The following is an 18284-nucleotide window of genomic DNA, read 5'->3' as shown; positions in this document are numbered from 1 at the left end:
TCCGTCCTTTCTGATTGAATCAAGCCGAAACGCGCATCCTAAGCCCGCCGGGCACGCAACGCGACCCGAACGGCTTCAGGCGATGTGCGAGATGCGATGCGGCACCGAGGCCGCGAGCGCCTCGTCGTCCGCCATGCGGGCCCATTGCTGGAGTTGCGCCACGTCTGCACGCGACAGGGCCACGCCCACGGCCAGCACGTCGATGACGAGCAGATGCAGGATGCGCGAGATCATCGCGATGAAGTTGGCGCTGCCTTCCGAGTGGTCGACCGCAATGCACAGGCTGGCCTTGCGCGCCAAGGGCGACTGACTCGCCGTGATCGCAATCACCTTGGCCCCCGCCGCCGTGGCTGCATCCACCGCTGCCAGCAGGCCGGGCAAGCGCCCGCTGCTCGATACGGCCACCACCACGTCTTCGGGTCCGAGCAATTGCGCGGCCATCTGCTGGATGTACGGGTCGGGATAGGCCGCCGTCGGGATACGAAACCGGAAGAACTTGTGTTGCCCGTCCTGCGCCACCACGCCCGAATTGCCAATGCCGTACAACTCGATGCGCCGTGCATTGCGCAGCAGATCGATCGCCTGCGCGACGGCCGCCGTGTTGAGGTTGTCGCGCAGATGGAGGATCGCTGAAATGGTGTTGTCCAGCACCTTGGCGCTGATGTCGGGCGCCGTGTCGCCATGATGCACCTGACTATGCCGGACGGGTACCGTCCCAGTCAGCCCCGAGGCGAGCTTGAGCTTGAAGTCAGACAGTCCCTGGAAACCCAGCGAGCGACAGAAGCGGATCACCGTCGGCTGGCTGACGGCCGCCTGCCGCGCGATTTCCGCCACCGGATCGGCCAGCACGGAGCGCGGCCGCGAAATGACCAGGTCCGCCACCTGCTGCTCGGCGCGCGACAGGCGCAGGCGTGCCGCGCGCACGGTTTCGATCAGCGGCGCTTCGCCGTCTTTCCCGCGCAGTGTTTCGGACAGGATGGCCGATACACCCAGGAATGCCGGATACGGCGCCGTGATGAGATAGCTCGGCACCTGGGCGAGGTATTCGGAGAAGCGTCCCTTGGCCTCGAAGCGCTGACGGAAGGTCGAGTTGCGAAACAACTCGCCCATGCGCGGCACGATGCCGCCGCCGATGTAGATGCCGCCGAACGCGCCAAGCGTGAGCGCCACGTCCGCCGCCACTGTCCCAAGCATGGCGCAAAAGCACTCGATGGTTTCCACGCAGACCGGATCGGTGCCGGCCAGCGCGGCGTCGACGATTGCCGGCGTACGCAGCGGTCGCGCCGCCACGCCTGCACGGGCAGCCAGCGCCTCGTAGCACAATTCGATGCCCGGGCCGGACACGAGCCGCTCCGCCGACACATGCGGAAAGCGATGCCATAGGTATTGCAGCACGTACAGCTCGCGCTCGTCGCCCGGCGCAAAGCTCGCATGCCCGCCTTCGCTGCCCAGCGTGATCCAGCGATCCTCGGTCGGGATGAGCCCCGAAATGCCCAGCCCCGTGCCGGGCCCGATCAGGCCGATGACGGCGTTCTCGCGCGGCTCGCCGGTACCGATCTGCATGCGGTGCGCGGGCGCCAGCTTGGGGATTGCCATCGCCAGCGCGGTGAAATCGTTCACCACCAGCAAGGTCGTCAGATCAAGCGCGCGGCGTGTTTCTTCGATCGAGAATGACCAGTCGCGATTGGTCATGCGTACATGATCGCCGTCGATGGGATTGGCAATCGCGATGGCCGCATGATTGAAGCCGCCCACCTTCACGCGCGAGCAGTACGCCTGCACGATCTGCTCCAGCCCCGAAAAATCGGCGGTATTGAAGACCTCGATCCGTTCGAACTCGCCAGGCGCGGTCTCGATGGTGAAGCGTGCAAAGGTCGCGCCGATGTCGGCCAGCAGGCGGGGTCCGTCGGCGTGGGGTACTGCAGCAGCAGGCATCAAAGGATTCTCTGTTCGGTGGCCGGATCAAAGTAGACCGATTTGGACAGGTCGAATTGCAGCGGCATTTTCTCACCCGGCGCGACTGCAAAGGAGGGATGCACGCGACACGTGAGCTTGGCGCCGTTGACGTGGGCCAATACCAGCGTATCCGGCCCGGTCGGTTCGGTGATGTCGATCTTCAGCGCCTGGCGCACGACATGGCCGTTGGTTGCCCCCTCGCCCACCTGGGTGATCTGCTCGGGACGGATGCCGAAGACAATCTCTTTGCCCAGCCAGTTCTTCATCTCTCCATTGGCATTCACGGCGGGAAACACAAAGCGCTCGCCGTTGTTCTCCAGCGCCAGTCCGTAGCCGCTGCCCATTTCGTCGACACGCGCCGAGATGAAGTTCATCGAGGGCGAGCCCATGAAACCCGCGACGAACAGGTTCGCCGGATTGTCGTAGATCTCGCGCGGCGTACCGAATTGCTGCACCTCGCCCAGCTTCATCACCGCGATCTTGTCGCCGAGTGTCATGGCCTCGATCTGATCGTGGGTGACATAGACGATGGTCGTGCCCAGCCGCTGGTGCAGCAGCTTGATTTCGGTGCGCATCTCGACGCGCAGCTTGGCGTCGAGGTTCGACAGCGGTTCATCGAACAGGAACAAGGCCGGGTCGCGCGCAATCGCACGGCCCATCGCCACCCGCTGGCGCTGCCCGCCCGACAGCTGCGAAGGACGGCGATCGAGAAGATGTTCGATCTGGAGAATCTGCGCCACGCGCTTGACGGCCGCCTCGCGCTCAGCGACAGGCACCTTGCGGATTTCCAGCCCGAAAGAGATGTTCTCGCGCACCGTCATCGACGGGTACAGCGCATACGACTGGAACACCATGGCGATGTCGCGATCCTTGGGCGACAGATCATTCACGCGCCGCCCGGCGATGTGGATGTCGCCGGAAGTGATGCTGTCCAGTCCGGCGATCATCGACAGCAAGGTCGACTTGCCGCAGCCCGATGGGCCGACGAGGATGAGAAATTCGCCGTCGGCGATTTCCAGATCGATCCCCTTGAGGATTTCAGTGGAGCCGTAGCTCTTGCGCACTTTGCGAATCGACAGAGCACCCATGTTTGCTATCCCTTGACCGCGCCGGCCGTGAGCCCGCGCACGAAATACTTGCCCGCCACCACGTACACGAACAGCGTCGGCAAGGCGGCGATGACGGCCGCAGCCATGTCGACGTTGTATTCCTTCACCCCGGTCGAGGTGTTCACCAGGTTGTTGAGCGCCACCGTGATGGGCTGCGAATCGCCCGACGAGAACACCACGCCGAAGAGGAAGTCATTCCAGATCTGCGTGAACTGCCAGATGACCGTCACCACGATGATTGGCCCCGACAGCGGCAGGATGATGCGATGAAAGATGCGCATGAAACCCGCGCCGTCGATGCGTGCGGCTTTCACCAATTCTTCGGGAAGCGTCACGTAGTAGTTGCGGAAAAACAGCGTCGTGAAGGCGATGCCATACACCACGTGCACAAAGATCAGCCCCGCTACGGATTGCGAAATACCCAATGCGCCGAGCGTGCGCGCCATCGGCAGCAGGATCGACTGGAACGGGATGAAGCAGCCCAGCATCAGCGCCATGAACAGCGCATTCGATCCCCGGAAGCGCCACATCGTCAGCACGTAGCCATTGAACGCGCCGACCAGCGTCGAGATCAGCACAGCGGGCACGACAAACGAAACGGAGTTCCAGAAGTATCCCTTCATGCCTTCGCACTGCACGCCGGTGCAAGCGGTATTCCATGCCTTCACCCAGGGCGCGAACGTGACGCTCCGCGGAAAACTCATCACGTTGCCGGCCTTCAGATCGTCCAGCGGCTTGATCGAGTTGAACAGCATCACCGTCAGCGGCAGCAGGTAGTACAGGACGCAATAGGCCAGCACCGCGTAGAGCACGATGCGCCCGAGCGTGAGATGTCGGCTAGCCACGGTCGGATCTCCGCAATTCGGAATACATGAACGGCACGACGACCGACACCACGATCATCAGCATGATGATCGACGAGGCCGCGCCCAGGCCAATCTGGTTGCGCGTGAAGGAGAACGCGTACATGAACGTCGCCGGCAGATCGGTGGCAAAGCCCGGTCCACCGCCGGTCAGTGCCATCACCAGGTCGAAGCTCTTGATGGCGATGTGCGCGAGGATCATGAACGACGAGAAAAACACCGGCCGCAGGCTGGGCAGAATGATGCGGCGGTAGATCGTCGGCATGGGTGCGCCATCGACGAGTGCGGCCTTGATGATGCTGTCGTCGATGCCGCGCAGGCCAGCGAGGAACAGCGCCATCACGAAGCCTGATGACTGCCAGATCCCGGCGATGACAACCGTATAGATCGCCATGTCCGGATCCTTGATCCAGTTGAACGAGAACGCCGTCCAGCCCAGGTCGTGGATGACTTTTTCCAGCCCGATGCTGGGGTCGAGAATCCACTTCCACGCCGTGCCGGTCACGATGAACGACAAGGCCATCGGGTACAGAAACACCGAGCGGATGGCGCCTTCGGCGCGAATCTTCTGATCCAGCAGGATCGCCAGGAACAACCCCATCGCCAGGCACAGGAAGATGAACAGGCTGCCGAAGATGGCCAGGTTCTTGAGCGCCAGCCACCAGCGATCATTGGAAAACAGCTCTACGTAGCGCTCCAGACCCACGAATTCATAGTTGGGCAGCATGCGCGAGGGCGTCATCGACAGCACCGCTGTCCAGATGATGTAGCCGTAGAAAAACACCACGCAGATCGCGAAGGTCGGCGCCAGCACGATCTTCGGCAGCGCACTCTCGACCATGTCCATCAGCCCCGCGCGCTCGCGCGCGACCGGCTGCGACATGGCCATTGATCTGGAACTCATCTCGTCGATCCCCACCAGTGTGACGGGCGCCGGCACCGCCGACGCCCTTCCATCTGCGCGATTACTTCGTCTTGGCGGCTGCCGCCAGCTTGGCGACGGCGTCCTTGGACGACTGGTTGGAGTTGAAGAACGCGGTCACAACGTCCTGCATGGCGCCGGTGGTGGCCGCGGGAACCGCCATCTGGTGAGCGATCGACGGCACGAGCGAACCGGCCTTGGCGTCGTCGGCGAAATCCTTTGCCGACATCTTGGCGCAATCGTCGAACTTGGCCATCGACACACCGCTACGCACCGGGATCGACCCCTTGTTGAGGTTGAACACCTCCTGGAACTCCGGGCTCATCACAGCCGTGGCAAAGTCGCTCTGTGCCTTCTGCGCGTCGGCGCCCGACTGCTTGAAGATGATGAAGCTGTCGATGTTGAAGGTGAATGCGTGCTCGGTGCCCGGCGCGGGCATGCACAGATAATCCTTGCCCGGCACCTTGCCGGCGGCGGTGAATTCGCCCTTGGCCCAGTCACCCATGAACTGCATGCCGGCCTTGCCGTTGATGACCATCGCCGTGGCAAGGTTCCAGTCGCGGTTGGCGGCGTCCTTGTCGATGTACTTGTGCACCTGGCGCAGCGTATCGAAGGACTTTTCCATGGTCGGACTGGTCAGGGCCTTCTGGTCGAGTTTGACCAAGGCGTCCTGGTAGAACTTCGGCCCGCCCACGCCCAGCACGACGGATTCAAACACGGTGAAGTCCTGCCACGGCTGGCCGCCGTGCGCCACGGGGATGAAACCGGCCTTCTGGAGCTTCTCGGCCGCTGCGGGAAAATCCGCCCAGGTCTTCGGCACCGTCGCGCCGGCCTTCTTGAATACTTCGGGATTCACCCACATCCAGTTCACGCGGTGCACATTGACCGGCACCGCCACGTAGTTGCCCTTGTACTTCATGACGTTGGCAACCACGCCGGGCAACAGGCTGTCCCAGTTGCCCGCCTTGGCGATCGGATCGAGATTGGCGAGCACGCCCTCGGCGCCCCACTCCTGGATGCTCGGGCCCTTCACCTGCGCCGCGGTCGGGGCCTTGCCCGACACCACGCGGCTCTTCAGCACGGTCATGGCGTTTTCGCCACCGCCACCGGCCACGGCAAAGTCCTTCCACTTGTCGCCCTTGGCTTCGAGCATCTTCTTGAGTTCGGCCGCCGACTTGGCCTCGCCACCGGAAGTCCACCAGTGCAGCACTTCGATATCGGCGGCCTGGGCGGCGCTCAGCCCCAGGCCGGCCACGGCGATGGCCGCCAGCTTCATTCGTGTCATCTCTGTCGCTCCTTTGGGTTTGCGCGGCTTGTTGCCACCGCACTACACGCTCAACGCCCGCCGCGACATGCGACGGGTGATTCAAGAATCGTGTTGCCCCCGGCTCGGGCCGGTGTTTTTTTTGAAAGGGCGGACTGTCCCGTGACCGGCCGCCCCGGGGTATATCAGTCCTCCAGCGTCAATACCGAAGCGCCCGCCTCGGCCCCGCCCACGGTGCGGCGGAAGTTGCCGAACAGATCGCGCCCCAGGCCGTATTGCGGAGCACTCACGTCGAAGGTGGCGGCGGCGCGCGCATCGAAATCGGCCGCCGGCACTTCCACGTACAACTGGCCGGCTTCAGCGTCGACTACCACGATGTCGCCATCCTTCACACGCGCCAGCGGCCCGCCGGCGGCCGCTTCGGGCGTCACGTGGATCGCGGCCGGCACCTTGCCGGAAGCACCCGACATGCGGCCATCGGTCACCAGTGCGGTCATGAAGCCCTTATCCAGGATGTTGGCCAGCGTCGGCGTGAGCTGGTGCAGTTCCGGCATGCCATTGGCCTGCGGGCCCTGGAAGCGGATCACCGCGACGAAATCGTGATTGAGCTCACCGGCCTTGTAGGCGGCAATGAGTTGCTCCTGCCCGTCGAATACCCGGGCCGGTGCGCGTACCAGGCGGTGCTGCGGCTTGACGGCGGAAACCTTGATGACTGCGCGACCAAGGTTGCCCTGCAGCAGGCGCAGGCCGCCGTCCGCACTGAATGGCTGCGCATGCGTGGCGAGCACCGCCGGGTCGCCGCTGGTGGCGGGTGCCGCATGCCAGCCGAGCTTGCCGGTGGCGTCCAGTTGCGGCGCCTGCGCATAGGCGGCCAGCCCTTTTCCGGCCACGGTGGTGACGTCGGCATGCAGCAATTCCGCAGACAGCAGTTCACGGATCAGGAAGCCCATGCCGCCCGCTTCGTGGAACTGATTCACGTCGGCCGAGCCGTTCGGATACACCTTTGCCAGCAGCGGCACGACGTGCGACAGCGCTTCAAAATCGCTCCAGTCGATGACGATGCCCGCCGCGCGTGCGATGGCGACCAGATGCAGCGTGTGATTGGTCGAACCGCCCGTGGCCAGCAGGCCGACGATGCCATTGACGATGGCCCGCTCGTCGATGACGCGGCCGATGGGGGTGAATTCGTTGCCGTCCTTGGCGATCGCCACGGCACGCTGCGTAGCGGCGCGGGTCAAGGCTTCGCGCAACGGCGTGTTCGGATGCACGAAAGCCGCACCCGGCATGTGCAGGCCCATGATTTCCATGAGCATCTGGTTGCTGTTGGCGGTGCCGTAGAAAGTACACGTGCCCGGCGCGTGGTAGGACTGCGATTCGGATTCGAGCAGCGCATCCTTGCCGACCTCGCCCGCCGCGTAACGCTGGCGGACCTTGGCTTTCATTTCATTCGGAATGCCGGAAGGCATCGGCCCGCCCGGCACGAATATGAATGGCAAGTGCCCAAAGCGCAGCGCGCCGATCAAGAGGCCCGGCACGATCTTGTCGCAGATGCCCAGGCACAGCGCCGCGTCGAACATGTTGTGCGACAGCGCGACCGCCGTCCCCATGGCGATGACGTCGCGCGAGAACAGCGACAGCTCCATGCCGGGCTGGCCCTGCGTGATGCCGTCGCACATCGCCGGCACGCCGCCGGCCACCTGCGCCGTGGCGCCGACTTCGCGCGCTGCGCTCTTGATGATCTCGGGATAGGCGCCGAAGGGCTGGTGCGCCGACAGCATGTCGTTGTAGGCCGTGACGATGCCGACGTTGGGAGCACGCAGCGCCATGATGCGCAGCTTGTCTTCCTGCGGGCTGGCGGCAAAACCATGGGCGAGGTTCGTGCACGAAAGCTGGCCGCGATACGGCGAATGCGGAATCGCCGCATCCAGACGGGCCAGATAGCGCTGGCGCCGCTCCCGGCTGCGTTCAACGATACGTTCGGTGACTTCCTGGATTTTGCTGTGGTTGCTCATGCTGGCACTCGCTCGCTAGTTGACTGATATCAATTAGCCCGATCGAAGTGTAGTATCACTACAAACGGGCCGCAACACAAATTTATGGACGAAACAGTTCTATGAATACTCGATGAAACGGCTGGCCCTGCATGCGTACAAAGCCATGTTTTGGAACAAAACCGTGCAGTTATGTCGCACTTGGCGGCGCTTTCCGGGGCGATCAACCGGCATGCTTTGCTAACGGTTTACCCGCAACCCAGATTGCGGACGTGTAGTTTTACTCCCTATACTCGCCAGACCCTGCGCATCGCGCGATCCGTACACGATAGCCGTCCGACGCCACCGGCGGCGACAGATTCACTGTGATTCGCTCAGCGCGGCACATGCGAATCCCGGTCACCATGACATTCGGCAAGCGTGCGACAACGCGCAGCCAGTACGGACGACGCAGAGAGATCAAGCAACACCCTATACTTCGGAGACCCGCGAGCCATCCTCGGGCATCGCATGAGACCGCACCAACGAGAGAGACGACCATGAGCGCTTCCGACCTCGACACCTACCCCAGACTCGTCGGCGACGTGGGCGGCACCAACGCACGCTTTGCCGTCATCGCCGGCCCCGGCGCCACCATCGAGAACATCGACACGCTGCCCTGCGCCGATTACAGCGGTCCGGCCGACGCCATCAAGGCCTACCTGGCCCGCCATGGGCTGCCCACGCCGCACTCAGGGGCGATCGGCATTGCCAACCCGGTGACGGGCGATGCCATTCGCATGACCAACCACACGTGGGCGTTTTCGATCGAGGCCGAACGCAAGGCGATCGGGCTGAAAGAACTCATCTTCATCAATGACTTCACCGCACTGGCGCTGTCGCTCCCCCACCTCGGAGAGGACGAACGCTACGCGGTCGGCGGCGGCGAGGCCGTCAAGGGTGCGCCCATCGGTGTCATCGGCCCGGGCACGGGGCTGGGCGTTTCGGGCCTGATTCCCTACCCCGGCGGCCACTACACGCCACTGCAGGGCGAAGGCGGGCACGTCACGCTATCGGGCCAGACCGACGAGGAACTGGCCGTTCTGCAGGCGCTCATGCGGCGCTATCCGCACGTGTCGGCAGAGCGTGCCGTCTCGGGCCCCGGCATGGCGGCGTTGTACCTCGCATTGGCCGAAACCCGCAGTCAGAAGGTCGAACCGCTCGACGCGCCAGCCATCCGCGAGAAGGCCGTCAATGGCAGCGACAAGCTATGCGTCGACACGGTCAACATGTTCTGTGCGCTGCTTGCCACCGCTGCAGCCGATCTGGCGTTGACGCTCGGCGCTTTCGGCGGCATCTACATCGGCGGCGGCATCGTACCGAAGCTGGGGGACTTCTTCCTGCAATCCCCCTTCCGCAGCCGGTTCGAGACCAAGGGGCGTTTTTCGCAGTACCTCGCGCGCATTCCGACCTTCGTCATCACCGCCAAATACCCCGCCTTGATCGGCTCGTCGGTCGCACTCGAATACGCGCTGCGGCATCGCGCCTACCAGCAGTTGTAAGGCCGCGCGACACCCGTGAAAAAGGCGCCCTCGGGCGCCTTTGTGATCATTCGACTTCTTCGATCCAGGCTGCCTGAATGGCCTCGAGGATACGCTCGCCGCAATGCTTGGGATCATCATCGAACTCGGGCAATTCCATCACCCACTTCATCAGATCGACAAAGTTCACCCGCGTCGGGTCAACGTCCGGCCTGGCTTCGGACAGTGCGATGGCGATCTCCAGGGAATCGGTCCACTTCATTTCTTCTTGCCTCCTTCGCTCACCATGTTGATGGTATAGCGCGGAATTTCGACGACCAGCGGGGTGGTGTCGACGAGGGCCTGGCATGACAGGCGCGAGTTGGCTTCCAGGCCCCAGGCTTTGTCGAGCAGGTCTTCTTCGATGTCTTCGGCCGGTTCGAGCGAGTTGAAGCCTTCGCGCACGATGACGTGGCACGTCGTGCAGGCGCAGGATTTCTCGCATGCGTGTTCGATTTCGATACCGGCATCGAGCAGCGCGTCGCAGATCGACTGGCCTTCGCGGCCTTCGATCACAGCACCTTCGGGGCACAGTTCAACGTGCGGCAGTACAACGATTTGTGTCATGAATCCGTTTCCCTTACACGGGCAAATTGTCGATGCGGTTGCCCGCCAGCGCCTGGCGGATCGCCTTGTCCATGCGACGCGCGGCAAAGTCGGCGGTGGCTTGCGAGAGCGCTTCGACACCAGCCTTTACGGCCTGCGCGTCGTTGCCGGCGGCAAGCGCCTGGAGGGCCGCGATGCTCGATTCGATTGCGGTCTTCTCGTTGGCATCGAGCAGATCGGCATCTTCACGCATTGCCACGTGCGTGGCTTCGATCAGGCGTTCGGCTTCGACCTGTTGCTCGCGCAGTGCACGCGCGTGCATATCCTCGCCGGCATGTTCGAAACCGGCCTTGAGCATTGCCGTGACTTCGTCATCTGACAGCCCATAGCTGGGCTTGACGGTGACACCGGCTTCGATGCCGGTCGATTGTTCGCGCGCCGACACCGACAGGAGTCCGTCGGCGTCGACCTGGAAAGTCACCCGGATGCGCGCGGCACCCGCCACCAGCGGAGGGATGTCGCGCAACTCGAAACGCGCCAGCGAACGACAATCGCTCACCAGTTCGCGCTCGCCCTGCACCACGTGAATCGCCATGGCGGTCTGGCCGTCGCGATAGGTGGTGAATTCCTGCGCCTTGGCGGTGGGGATGGTGGAATTGCGCGGAATGATCTTCTCGACCAGGCCGCCCATGGTTTCGAGCCCGAGCGACAGCGGCGTCACGTCGAGCAACAGCCAGTCTTCGCCTGCGCGGCGATTGCCGGCGAGTATGTTGGCCTGGATTGCGGCGCCAATGGCAACGACCTTATCCGGGTCGATGTCGGTGAACGGTTCGCGCTTGAAGAATTCTTCGACGGCGGCACGCACGTGCGGCATGCGCGTCGCACCGCCCACCATCACGACAGCCTGCACGTCGTCGGTCTTCACGCTGGCGTCGCGCAGCGCCTTGCGGATCGGATTGAGCGTGCGCTCCACCAGCGAGCGGGTCAGCGCCTGGAAGAAAGCAGCGGACACCGGCAATTCACGCACGCCACCGCCTGCCAGCGGTACGCGGGCGACCGTTTCTGATTCGCGCGTGAGCACTTCCTTGACGCGGCGCGCTTCGACCATGATGCCGCGCGAGGCGACGTCGCCCTCCCCCACTTCATGCGCCAGCCAGTCGGCCAGGGCCTGGTCGAAGTCATCCCCGCCCAGCGCGGAGTCGCCGCTGGTGGCCATGACTTCAAACACACCGCGCGAGAGCTTCAGGATCGAGCAATCGAGCGTGCCGCCGCCGAGGTCATACACGGCATAGACGCCTTCGGCGGCGTTATCCAGCCCATAGGCGATGGCCGCCGCGGTCGGCTCGTTGAGCAGGCGCAGCACGTTGATGCCGGCCAGACGCGCGGCGTCCTTGGTGGCCTGGCGTTGCGCGTCGTCGAAATACGCCGGCACGGTGATCACCGCACCGACCAGATCGCCGCCCAGCGAAGCTTCGGCACGTTCGCGCAGCACGCGCAGGATTTCCGCCGACACTTCGACCGGCGTGACCTGTCCCGCCACGGTGTTGATACGTACCATGCCGCCCGTGTCGACCAGATCGTAGCGGGCGCGCAGCGCCGGTTCGGTATCGGCCAGCCCACGCCCCATGAGGCGCTTGACCGAGGCGATCGTGTTGCGTGAATCAGCCGCCTGCTCGGCCGCGGCGCGACTGCCGACGATGACCTCGCCACCGGACAGATAACGCACCACGGAAGGCAGCAGGATGCCGCACTCATCGCCCACGAGGCATTCAGGCAGAGAATGACGCACGGTCGCCACCAGCGAATTGGTCGTGCCCAGGTCGATACCGACCGCGCGACGATGCTGGTGTGGTTCGGGCGTCTCGCCCGGTTCGGACAGTTGTAACAGTGCCATCTCTATCGTTTCGTCTTGAATATGCGGTGATCAGACCGCCATGGCGTCTTCGATCTCGCTGCGCAGCCGCTCGATGAACATCAGGCGGCGCACGGTTTCGGCTGCGCCCGCCGAGTCGTCGGACACATCGAGCTGGCGGCCAAGCTGTTGGAACATCGCCTGTTCTTCTTCCTGCATGCGGTCGAGCAGATCGGCCAATGCGACGGCATCGCCCTGCGCGTCTTCGACTGCCTCGCGCCATTCCATCTGCTGCATCAGGAACGCCGGCGACATCGCCGTATTGCGCTCGGCATCGATTTCGGTACCACGCCGCGATAGCAGGTAGCGCCCGCGCGTGAGCGGATTGCGCAACGCCCGGTACGCCTCGTTGGCCAGCGTAGCCCACTGCATGGCCACGCGACGCTCGCCTTCGGGACGATGCGCGAAGCGGTCCGGGTGCACTTGCGCCTGCACCTTGCGATAGGCGGCTTCGAGCTGGCCTGAGTCCAGCGCGTAGCGTTCCGGCAAGCCAAACAAAGAGAAATAGTCTTGCATAGTCAAACGCCCCGCCGGGGTCGGTCCACCGGCGGGGCGAGGGAAATGTCCGGGCGATTACTGCGCGACAGCCTGCCGCACAGTCAAAAGTCACAAGGGCGCAATTCTAGCGCGAGCCGGGCCCGCGCGTAGCATTGGCGGCAGCCCGTCAGACGTGGAAGCTCTCGCCGCAGCCGCACTCGTTCTTGACGTTCGGGTTATTGAACTTGAACCCTTCGTTCAAGCCCTCGCGCGCGAAGTCGAGTTCGGTGCCGTCGATGTACGGCAGGCTTTTCGGATCGACCAGCACCTTGACGCCGAAGCTCTCGAAGACGAGGTCTTCGCCGGCCACTTCGTCGGCGTATTCGAGCTTGTAGGCCATGCCCGAGCAGCCGGATGTCTTCACGCCCAGGCGAATGCCCACGCCCTTGCCGCGACGGGTCAGGAAGTTATTGATGTGGCGTGCTGCCGCTTCCGAAAGAGTGACTGCCATTGTTGCAAATCTCCTGCTTACGCTGCTTCGGCCTTGTCGTCGGCCTGACCGTGCTTCTTGCGGTAATCCTCGACAGCCGCCTTGATGGCGTCTTCGGCGAGGATCGAGCAGTGGATCTTCACCGGCGGCAGGGCCAGCTCTTCGGCGATTGCCGTGTTCTTGATGTTGACCGCTTCGTCGAGCGTCTTGCCCTTGACCCATTCGGTCACCAGCGAACTCGACGCAATGGCCGAGCCGCAGCCGTAGGTCTTGAACTTGGCATCCTCGATCACGCCGGTTTGGGGATTGACCTTGATCTGCAACTTCATCACGTCACCGCACGCCGGGGCGCCGACCATGCCGGTGCCCACTGCGCCGTCGTCCTTGGCGAACGAGCCGACGTTACGCGGGTTTTCGTAGTGGTCCAGAACTTTTTCGCTGTATGCCATGGTATTGCTCCTTCGTCGCAACGCGCGTGCCCGCAGGCCGCGCATTGCTCGTTAAATCAGTGTGCCGCCCACTGGACGGTGTTCAGATCGACGCCATCCTGGTGCATCTCCCACAGGGGCGAGAGTTCGCGCAATTTGCCGATCTTCTTGTGCAGCAGGTCGACCGTGTAGTCGATTTCTTCTTCGGTCGTGAAGCGGCCGATGGTAAAGCGGATCGAGCTGTGCGCCAGCTCGTCGTTGCGGCCCAGGGCGCGCAGTACGTACGACGGTTCCAGCGAGGCCGACGTGCAGGCCGAACCCGACGATACGGCCAGTTCCTTGACTGCCATGATCAGCGATTCGCCTTCGACGAAGTTGAAGCTCACGTTCAGGTTGTGCGGCACACGGTGCTGCAGGTCGCCGTTGACGTACACCTCGTCCATATCGGACAGGCCAGCCAGCAGTTTGTCGCGCAGTTTGCCGATGCGTTCGTTTTCGGAGGCCATTTCCTCCTTCGCGATGCGGAAGGCTTCACCCATGCCGACGATCTGGTGCGTGGCGAGCGTGCCCGAACGCAGACCGCGCTCGTGGCCGCCGCCGTGCATCTGTGCTTCGAGGCGCACGCGCGGCTTGCGACGGACGTACAGTGCGCCAATACCCTTCGGGCCATAGGTCTTGTGGGCCGAGAACGACATCAGATCGACCTTCAGCTTTTGCAGGTCGATCTCTACCTTGCCGGTCGCCTGCGCCGCGTCGACGTGGAAGATGATGCCCTTGGCGCGGCAGATTTCGCCGATGGCTTCGATGTCCTGCACCACGCCGATCTCGTTGTTCACCATCATTACCGACACCAGCGTGGTGTCCGGGCGGATGGCCGCCTTGAGCACTTCGAGGTCAAGCAGACCGTTTTCCTGCACATCGAGGTAGGTCGCTTCGAAACCGACGCGTTCAAGTTCGCGGAAGGTATCGAGCACCGCCTTGTGTTCGGTCTTGACGGTGATGATGTGCTTGCCCTTGGAGGCGTAGAAATTCGCCGCGCCCTTGATGGCGAGGTTGTCCGACTCAGTCGCACCGGAAGTCCAGATGATCTCCTTCGGGTCGGCATTGACGAGGGCGGCGACCTGCTCGCGCGACCACTCGACCGCCTCTTCCGCGGCCCAGCCCAGCGAATGCGAACGGCTTGCCGGGTTACCGTACATTTCGGTCAGGTACGGGATCATCTTCTGCGCCACGCGCGGGTCGACCGGCGTGGTGGCGGAATAATCCAGATAAATCGGAAACTTCGACATCTCTCGCTCCAGGGCTTCTGCTGCCTAGCTATCTATTTAGATGGCTACCGCAGCCAGGTGTTTCAACTCATCGACCGTCTGCTTCAACGCCCGCAGCAACCGGTCCACATCGTTCAGTTCTACATCGTGCGGCATGCTCACTCGCACCGCACCACGCGCCAGTCCGGGCTCCACCCCCATCGCCAGCAACGTTCGCGAAGGCTCGGCATCGGCGCTCGAACACGCCGAGCCGCTTGCTACCGCAAATCCGGCTCGATCCAGCTTGGCGACCAGCGTTTCGCCATCGATGTGCTCGAAAGCGAAAAAGCTCGTGTTGGGCAAACGATCTGCCGCCGCCCCGAACACTTGTGCGCCGATGGCGCCCAAGCCGTTTTCGAACACATCGCGCGCCGCGCGTTGTCGTGCGGTGCGCTCAGACATTTCGGCCACCGCCAGCTCGGCCGCGACGCCGAAGCCGACGATCGCCGCGAGGTTTTCGGTACCCGCCCGCAGGCCACGTTCCTGTCCGCCGCCCGCGATGAGCGCCGGCACATCGACGCGCTTGTCCATCACCAGCGCGCCTGCCCCGATGGGGCCATAAATCTTGTGCGACGACAGTGTCATCGCGTGTACGCCAAGACCGCGAAAATCGACCGGCATCTTGCCCAGCGCCTGCACCGCATCGGTGTGGAACCATCCACCCGCTTGTCGCGTTGCCGCCGCAATCGGCGCGATGTCGTTGATCGCGCCGGTCTCGTTGTTGGCCAGCATCACCGACACCACCGCCGGCCGGTCCTGCACGATCAACGCCACCGCGGCATCCACGTTGACCTGCCCGTCAGCATCCGGCATCAACTGCACCACGCGCCAGCCATGCTGCTGCACATGCAGCGCAGGCAGCCGCACACAGGGGTGCTCGGTTGCGCCAATCGCCATCACACCGGGTTTGCGGCTGGCTGCAGCCCCCTTGATGAAAAGGTTGTTGGCTTCGGACCCGCCGCTGGTGAATACCAGTTCGGTCGGATGCGCCCCCACCGCCACGGCCACTTGTTGGCGCGCCGTATCGATCGCCGCACGCGCCTGCCGGCCGTATTCGTGCCGGCTCGACGCATTGCCAAAACGAGCGCCCAGGTACGGCAGCATCGCATCCAGCACGCGCGCATCCAGCGGCGTGGTGGCATTGGCATCGAAATAGGCCGGCGCGAACATCGCGTTCGATCAGGCCGCAGCCGACTCCCTCGGCTCGTGGAACTGGCTGCGCTCGTCGTGCAGAACACTCATGCCGCGCTCGGCCCGCTTTTTCTGATCCGCGACCAGGCCGCCCAGATTGACCGATTGCAGGTAGTCGAACATGTGGCGGTTGAGGTTCGTCCACAGATCGTGCGTCATGCAGCGACGGTCGTCGTGGCAGTTTTCCTTGCCGCCACACTGGGTGGCGTCGAGCGGCTCATCAACGGCGATGATGATGTCCGCCACCGAGATTTCTTCCAGCGGTCGTGCCAGGCAATAGCCGCCGCCGGGGCCCCGCACGCTCGTGACAAGTTCGTAACGGCGCAATTTGCCAAACAGTTGTTCGAGGTACGACAGCGAAATGCCCTGCCGTTCGCTGATGCCGGCCAGGGTCACCGGGCCGTCGCCTTGGCGCAAGCCAAGGTCGATCATGGCCGTGACGGCAAATCGCCCTTTAGTGGTCAGTCGCATCTGCAGCTCCGAATCTGGTCAATACCTGATTAATTTTCTCAAGATTAAAATACCCGAGAAAAACAGTCAAGCAATCGCCGCCATTAAGCGGATTGATAAGGCCCGTCAATCAACGATCTTGGAGAGGTAGTCATGGTCGAATGGCTTGCCTTCGCGGGGGTCGTCAGACTCTGCGCACAGGCCGGCGGCCTTCAGGCGTGCCATCAGGGTATCGATCCGCTTGTCCTGTTGCGTGGCATGGTCGAGCAATGCGTGCACGGCCTTTACCAGCGGGTCGTCCATGTTGCGCGTGACGCCATAGGCCGAAAAACCCTGCACTTCCGGACTGTGCTCGCGCGTCTTGGCATCGGGCTCGATGATGCGCGCCGGGTTGCCGACGGCCGTCGCCTCGGAGGGCACCGGCTTGACCACAACAGCGTTGGAGCCGATCTTGGCGCCACGCCCGACCGTGAAACCGCCGAGCACTTTCGCGCCGGCGCCCACCACCACGCCGGCCTCCAGCGTCGGATGGCGCTTGACGCCCCGATACAGCGAGGTACCGCCCAGCGTGACGCCCTGATAGATCGTGCAATCGTCGCCCACCTCGGCGGTCTCGCCAATCACGACACCCATGCCGTGATCGATGAACACGCGGCGGCCGATGCGTGCGGCCGGGTGGATCTCGATGCCGGTCATGAAGCGCGAGAACTGCGACACCCAACGCGCCAGCAGGCGCCATTCGTGGCGCCAGAACCAGTTGCCGACCCGATGCATCGCCACGGCGTGAAAGCCCGGATAACACGAGATCACCTCGAGCATGCTGCGGGCTGCGGGATCGCGTGCCAACACGCTGGCGGCATCTTCACGTAAACGGGCAAACATCTAGCGGACTCGGCTTGATATCAGAAAGGGAATTTATCGTAGGATTCCCGACTTTTTCGGTCAACTATTAGTGCCATAAAACGGCAAAGTCGGGGCAGGAATGTCGTGAAATGGCGTCAAGAGCGCTCGCGGAACGGTTTCTCGAAAAAATTGAGCATTCCGCGCAGTATGTTGACCTCGTCCTTCTCCAGTCGGATGCGTCCGAACATGCGCCGCAAGCGCGGCATGAGCCGTTTGGGATTCGCCGGATCGAAAAAACCGCTGGCCGTCATGGCCTGCTGGAAGTGCTCGTACAACTGCTCGACTTCGTCGACCGTCGCCGGTTCGCCTTCCATGCCCGCCGGCGCAACGCCCGGGTCGGTGCTCGCCATGCGCAGTTCGTAGCACATCAACTGTACGGCTGCCGCGAGGTTGAGCGAGGCATAGGCCGGATTGGCCGGGATCATCACCGGCAACTGGCATAAGGCCAATTCGTCGTTGGACAGGCCGTAGGTCTCGTTGCCGAACACCATGGCAACTTCGGCGCCCTGCCCGGCCTGCGAGGACAAAGTAGTCGCCGCCTGGCGCGACCATTGCATCGGCACGGCCAGTTCGCGCCGACGTGAAGTCAGCGCCGCCGCCATCGTCACGCCCGTCAGGGCTTCTTCCAGCGAATCGCACACCACGGCGGACGCCAGCACGTCGGTGGCACCGGAGGCTCGTGACTCGGCTTCCGGATGGGGAAACGATTTGGGCTGCACCAGATACAGGCGCGACAGGCCCATCGTCTTGAGGGCGCGCGCCGCGGCACCGATATTGCCAGGATGGCTCGGTCGCGACAGCACGACGCGCACGCGGTCCAAGGTGTTTACGGTCGAAGGGATCGGGGTTTGATCGGTCATACGTTATAATTGCCGGTTTTCCGAATACGCAGCGGCGGCTTTTTTGTGGGTCGCCA

At 63.4% G+C, this 18284-nt stretch carries 18 protein-coding genes; 1 reads left to right on the top strand and 17 read right to left on the bottom strand.

The annotated features are described in order from the left end of the window. Positions 1–75: 75 nt before the first annotated feature. From ACDA63_RS11630 to edd, 6 genes are all read right to left on the bottom strand, one after another. Positions 76–1935 (bottom strand): glucokinase, encoded by a 1860-nt coding sequence (locus ACDA63_RS11630; protein WP_373663412.1) that lies wholly within the window; start codon positions 1933–1935, stop codon positions 76–78. Further along, positions 1935–3044: an ABC transporter ATP-binding protein gene (locus tag ACDA63_RS11625; RefSeq protein ID WP_373663411.1), complete on the bottom strand. Its 1110-nt coding sequence runs from the start codon at positions 3042–3044 to the stop codon at positions 1935–1937. The genes ACDA63_RS11630 and ACDA63_RS11625 overlap by 1 nt, the downstream gene beginning before the upstream one ends. A gap of 5 nt (positions 3045–3049) precedes the next feature. Next, a complete protein-coding gene (locus ACDA63_RS11620) occupies positions 3050–3910 on the bottom strand; it encodes a carbohydrate ABC transporter permease (RefSeq protein WP_373663410.1) in 861 nt (286 codons plus the stop codon). Then, a complete protein-coding gene (locus ACDA63_RS11615) occupies positions 3903–4832 on the bottom strand; it encodes a carbohydrate ABC transporter permease (protein ID WP_373663409.1) in 930 nt (309 codons plus the stop codon). The genes ACDA63_RS11620 and ACDA63_RS11615 overlap by 8 nt, the downstream gene beginning before the upstream one ends. Positions 4833–4893: 61 nt before the next feature. Further along, positions 4894–6135 (bottom strand): ABC transporter substrate-binding protein, encoded by a 1242-nt coding sequence (locus tag ACDA63_RS11610; RefSeq protein ID WP_373663408.1) that lies wholly within the window; start codon positions 6133–6135, stop codon positions 4894–4896. Positions 6136–6299: 164 nt separating this feature from the next. Further along, positions 6300–8126 (bottom strand): phosphogluconate dehydratase, encoded by a 1827-nt coding sequence (gene edd / locus ACDA63_RS11605; RefSeq protein ID WP_373663407.1) that lies wholly within the window; start codon positions 8124–8126, stop codon positions 6300–6302. Between the two features lie 518 nt (positions 8127–8644). Between edd and ACDA63_RS11600 the strand changes: the two genes are divergently transcribed. Next, positions 8645–9646 (top strand): glucokinase, encoded by a 1002-nt coding sequence (locus tag ACDA63_RS11600; RefSeq protein WP_373663406.1) that lies wholly within the window; start codon positions 8645–8647, stop codon positions 9644–9646. 46 nt (positions 9647–9692) lie between these two features. On the opposite strand, the gene iscX is transcribed toward ACDA63_RS11600, so the two are convergent. The 11 genes from iscX to ACDA63_RS11545 form a co-directional block, all read right to left on the bottom strand. Further along, positions 9693–9887, bottom strand: coding sequence for a Fe-S cluster assembly protein IscX (gene iscX, locus ACDA63_RS11595; RefSeq protein ID WP_373663405.1), 195 nt, complete (start codon positions 9885–9887; stop codon positions 9693–9695). Further along, the gene (gene fdx, locus ACDA63_RS11590) at positions 9884–10231 is read right to left on the bottom strand and encodes an ISC system 2Fe-2S type ferredoxin (RefSeq protein ID WP_373663404.1); all 348 of its coding nucleotides are present in this window, start codon (positions 10229–10231) and stop codon (positions 9884–9886) included. The genes iscX and fdx overlap by 4 nt, the downstream gene beginning before the upstream one ends. A 13-nt stretch (positions 10232–10244) precedes the next feature. Further along, a complete protein-coding gene (gene hscA, locus ACDA63_RS11585; protein WP_373663403.1) occupies positions 10245–12104 on the bottom strand; it encodes a Fe-S protein assembly chaperone HscA in 1860 nt (619 codons plus the stop codon). 30 nt (positions 12105–12134) lie between these two features. Continuing rightward, positions 12135–12638: a Fe-S protein assembly co-chaperone HscB gene (gene hscB, locus ACDA63_RS11580; protein ID WP_373663402.1), complete on the bottom strand. Its 504-nt coding sequence runs from the start codon at positions 12636–12638 to the stop codon at positions 12135–12137. 148 nt (positions 12639–12786) lie between these two features. Continuing rightward, entirely contained in the window at positions 12787–13110 is a 324-nt protein-coding gene (gene iscA, locus ACDA63_RS11575; protein ID WP_373663401.1) for an iron-sulfur cluster assembly protein IscA, read from the bottom strand. 17 nt (positions 13111–13127) lie between these two features. Continuing rightward, positions 13128–13538, bottom strand: a complete 411-nt coding sequence (gene iscU, locus ACDA63_RS11570; RefSeq protein ID WP_373663400.1) for a Fe-S cluster assembly scaffold IscU — start codon at positions 13536–13538, stop codon at positions 13128–13130. A 56-nt stretch (positions 13539–13594) separates the two neighbouring features. Next, positions 13595–14806 (bottom strand): IscS subfamily cysteine desulfurase, encoded by a 1212-nt coding sequence (locus ACDA63_RS11565; protein WP_373663399.1) that lies wholly within the window; start codon positions 14804–14806, stop codon positions 13595–13597. A gap of 36 nt (positions 14807–14842) precedes the next feature. Then, positions 14843–15994 carry a cysteine desulfurase family protein gene (locus tag ACDA63_RS11560; protein ID WP_373663398.1) on the bottom strand — a complete coding sequence of 384 codons (1152 nt, stop codon included), beginning with the start codon at positions 15992–15994 and terminating at the stop codon, positions 14843–14845. A 9-nt stretch (positions 15995–16003) separates the two neighbouring features. Next, positions 16004–16486: a Fe-S cluster assembly transcriptional regulator IscR gene (gene iscR / locus ACDA63_RS11555; protein WP_373663397.1), complete on the bottom strand. Its 483-nt coding sequence runs from the start codon at positions 16484–16486 to the stop codon at positions 16004–16006. A 105-nt stretch (positions 16487–16591) separates the two neighbouring features. Next, positions 16592–17347 carry a serine O-acetyltransferase gene (cysE, locus tag ACDA63_RS11550; RefSeq protein WP_373663396.1) on the bottom strand — a complete coding sequence of 252 codons (756 nt, stop codon included), beginning with the start codon at positions 17345–17347 and terminating at the stop codon, positions 16592–16594. A 116-nt stretch (positions 17348–17463) separates the two neighbouring features. Further along, complete coding sequence (locus tag ACDA63_RS11545; RefSeq protein WP_373663395.1) at positions 17464–18228, bottom strand: RNA methyltransferase; 765 nt, start codon at positions 18226–18228, stop codon at positions 17464–17466. Positions 18229–18284: the final 56 nt, after the last annotated feature.

This window comes from Uliginosibacterium sp. sgz301328, from assembly GCF_041807905.1.
Classification (GTDB): Bacteria; Pseudomonadota; Gammaproteobacteria; order Burkholderiales; family Rhodocyclaceae; genus JBGVSA01.
The sequence above is the reverse complement of the archived record's forward strand: the minus strand, read 5'-3'. Positions and strand labels throughout refer to the sequence as shown.

What these genes read in the sequence shown, in the direction of transcription:
- iscA (WP_373663401.1), bottom strand. Translation starts at nt 13,110, where the DNA reads ATGGCAGTCACTCTTTCGGAAGCGGCAGCACGCCACATCAATAACTTC.
- edd (WP_373663407.1), bottom strand. Translation starts at nt 8,126, where the DNA reads ATGAGCAACCACAGCAAAATCCAGGAAGTCACCGAACGTATCGTTGAA.
- cysE (WP_373663396.1), bottom strand. Translation starts at nt 17,347, where the DNA reads ATGTTTGCCCGTTTACGTGAAGATGCCGCCAGCGTGTTGGCACGCGAT.
- ACDA63_RS11630 (WP_373663412.1), bottom strand. Translation starts at nt 1,935, where the DNA reads ATGCCTGCTGCTGCAGTACCCCACGCCGACGGACCCCGCCTGCTGGCC.
- hscA (WP_373663403.1), bottom strand. Translation starts at nt 12,104, where the DNA reads ATGGCACTGTTACAACTGTCCGAACCGGGCGAGACGCCCGAACCACAC.
- ACDA63_RS11625 (WP_373663411.1), bottom strand. Translation starts at nt 3,044, where the DNA reads ATGGGTGCTCTGTCGATTCGCAAAGTGCGCAAGAGCTACGGCTCCACT.
- hscB (WP_373663402.1), bottom strand. Translation starts at nt 12,638, where the DNA reads ATGCAAGACTATTTCTCTTTGTTTGGCTTGCCGGAACGCTACGCGCTG.
- iscX (WP_373663405.1), bottom strand. Translation starts at nt 9,887, where the DNA reads ATGAAGTGGACCGATTCCCTGGAGATCGCCATCGCACTGTCCGAAGCC.
- iscU (WP_373663400.1), bottom strand. Translation starts at nt 13,538, where the DNA reads ATGGCATACAGCGAAAAAGTTCTGGACCACTACGAAAACCCGCGTAAC.
- ACDA63_RS11600 (WP_373663406.1), top strand. Translation starts at nt 8,645, where the DNA reads ATGAGCGCTTCCGACCTCGACACCTACCCCAGACTCGTCGGCGACGTG.
- ACDA63_RS11545 (WP_373663395.1), bottom strand. Translation starts at nt 18,228, where the DNA reads ATGACCGATCAAACCCCGATCCCTTCGACCGTAAACACCTTGGACCGC.
- iscR (WP_373663397.1), bottom strand. Translation starts at nt 16,486, where the DNA reads ATGCGACTGACCACTAAAGGGCGATTTGCCGTCACGGCCATGATCGAC.
- ACDA63_RS11615 (WP_373663409.1), bottom strand. Translation starts at nt 4,832, where the DNA reads ATGAGTTCCAGATCAATGGCCATGTCGCAGCCGGTCGCGCGCGAGCGC.
- fdx (WP_373663404.1), bottom strand. Translation starts at nt 10,231, where the DNA reads ATGACACAAATCGTTGTACTGCCGCACGTTGAACTGTGCCCCGAAGGT.
- ACDA63_RS11560 (WP_373663398.1), bottom strand. Translation starts at nt 15,994, where the DNA reads ATGTTCGCGCCGGCCTATTTCGATGCCAATGCCACCACGCCGCTGGAT.
- ACDA63_RS11610 (WP_373663408.1), bottom strand. Translation starts at nt 6,135, where the DNA reads ATGACACGAATGAAGCTGGCGGCCATCGCCGTGGCCGGCCTGGGGCTG.
- ACDA63_RS11565 (WP_373663399.1), bottom strand. Translation starts at nt 14,806, where the DNA reads ATGTCGAAGTTTCCGATTTATCTGGATTATTCCGCCACCACGCCGGTC.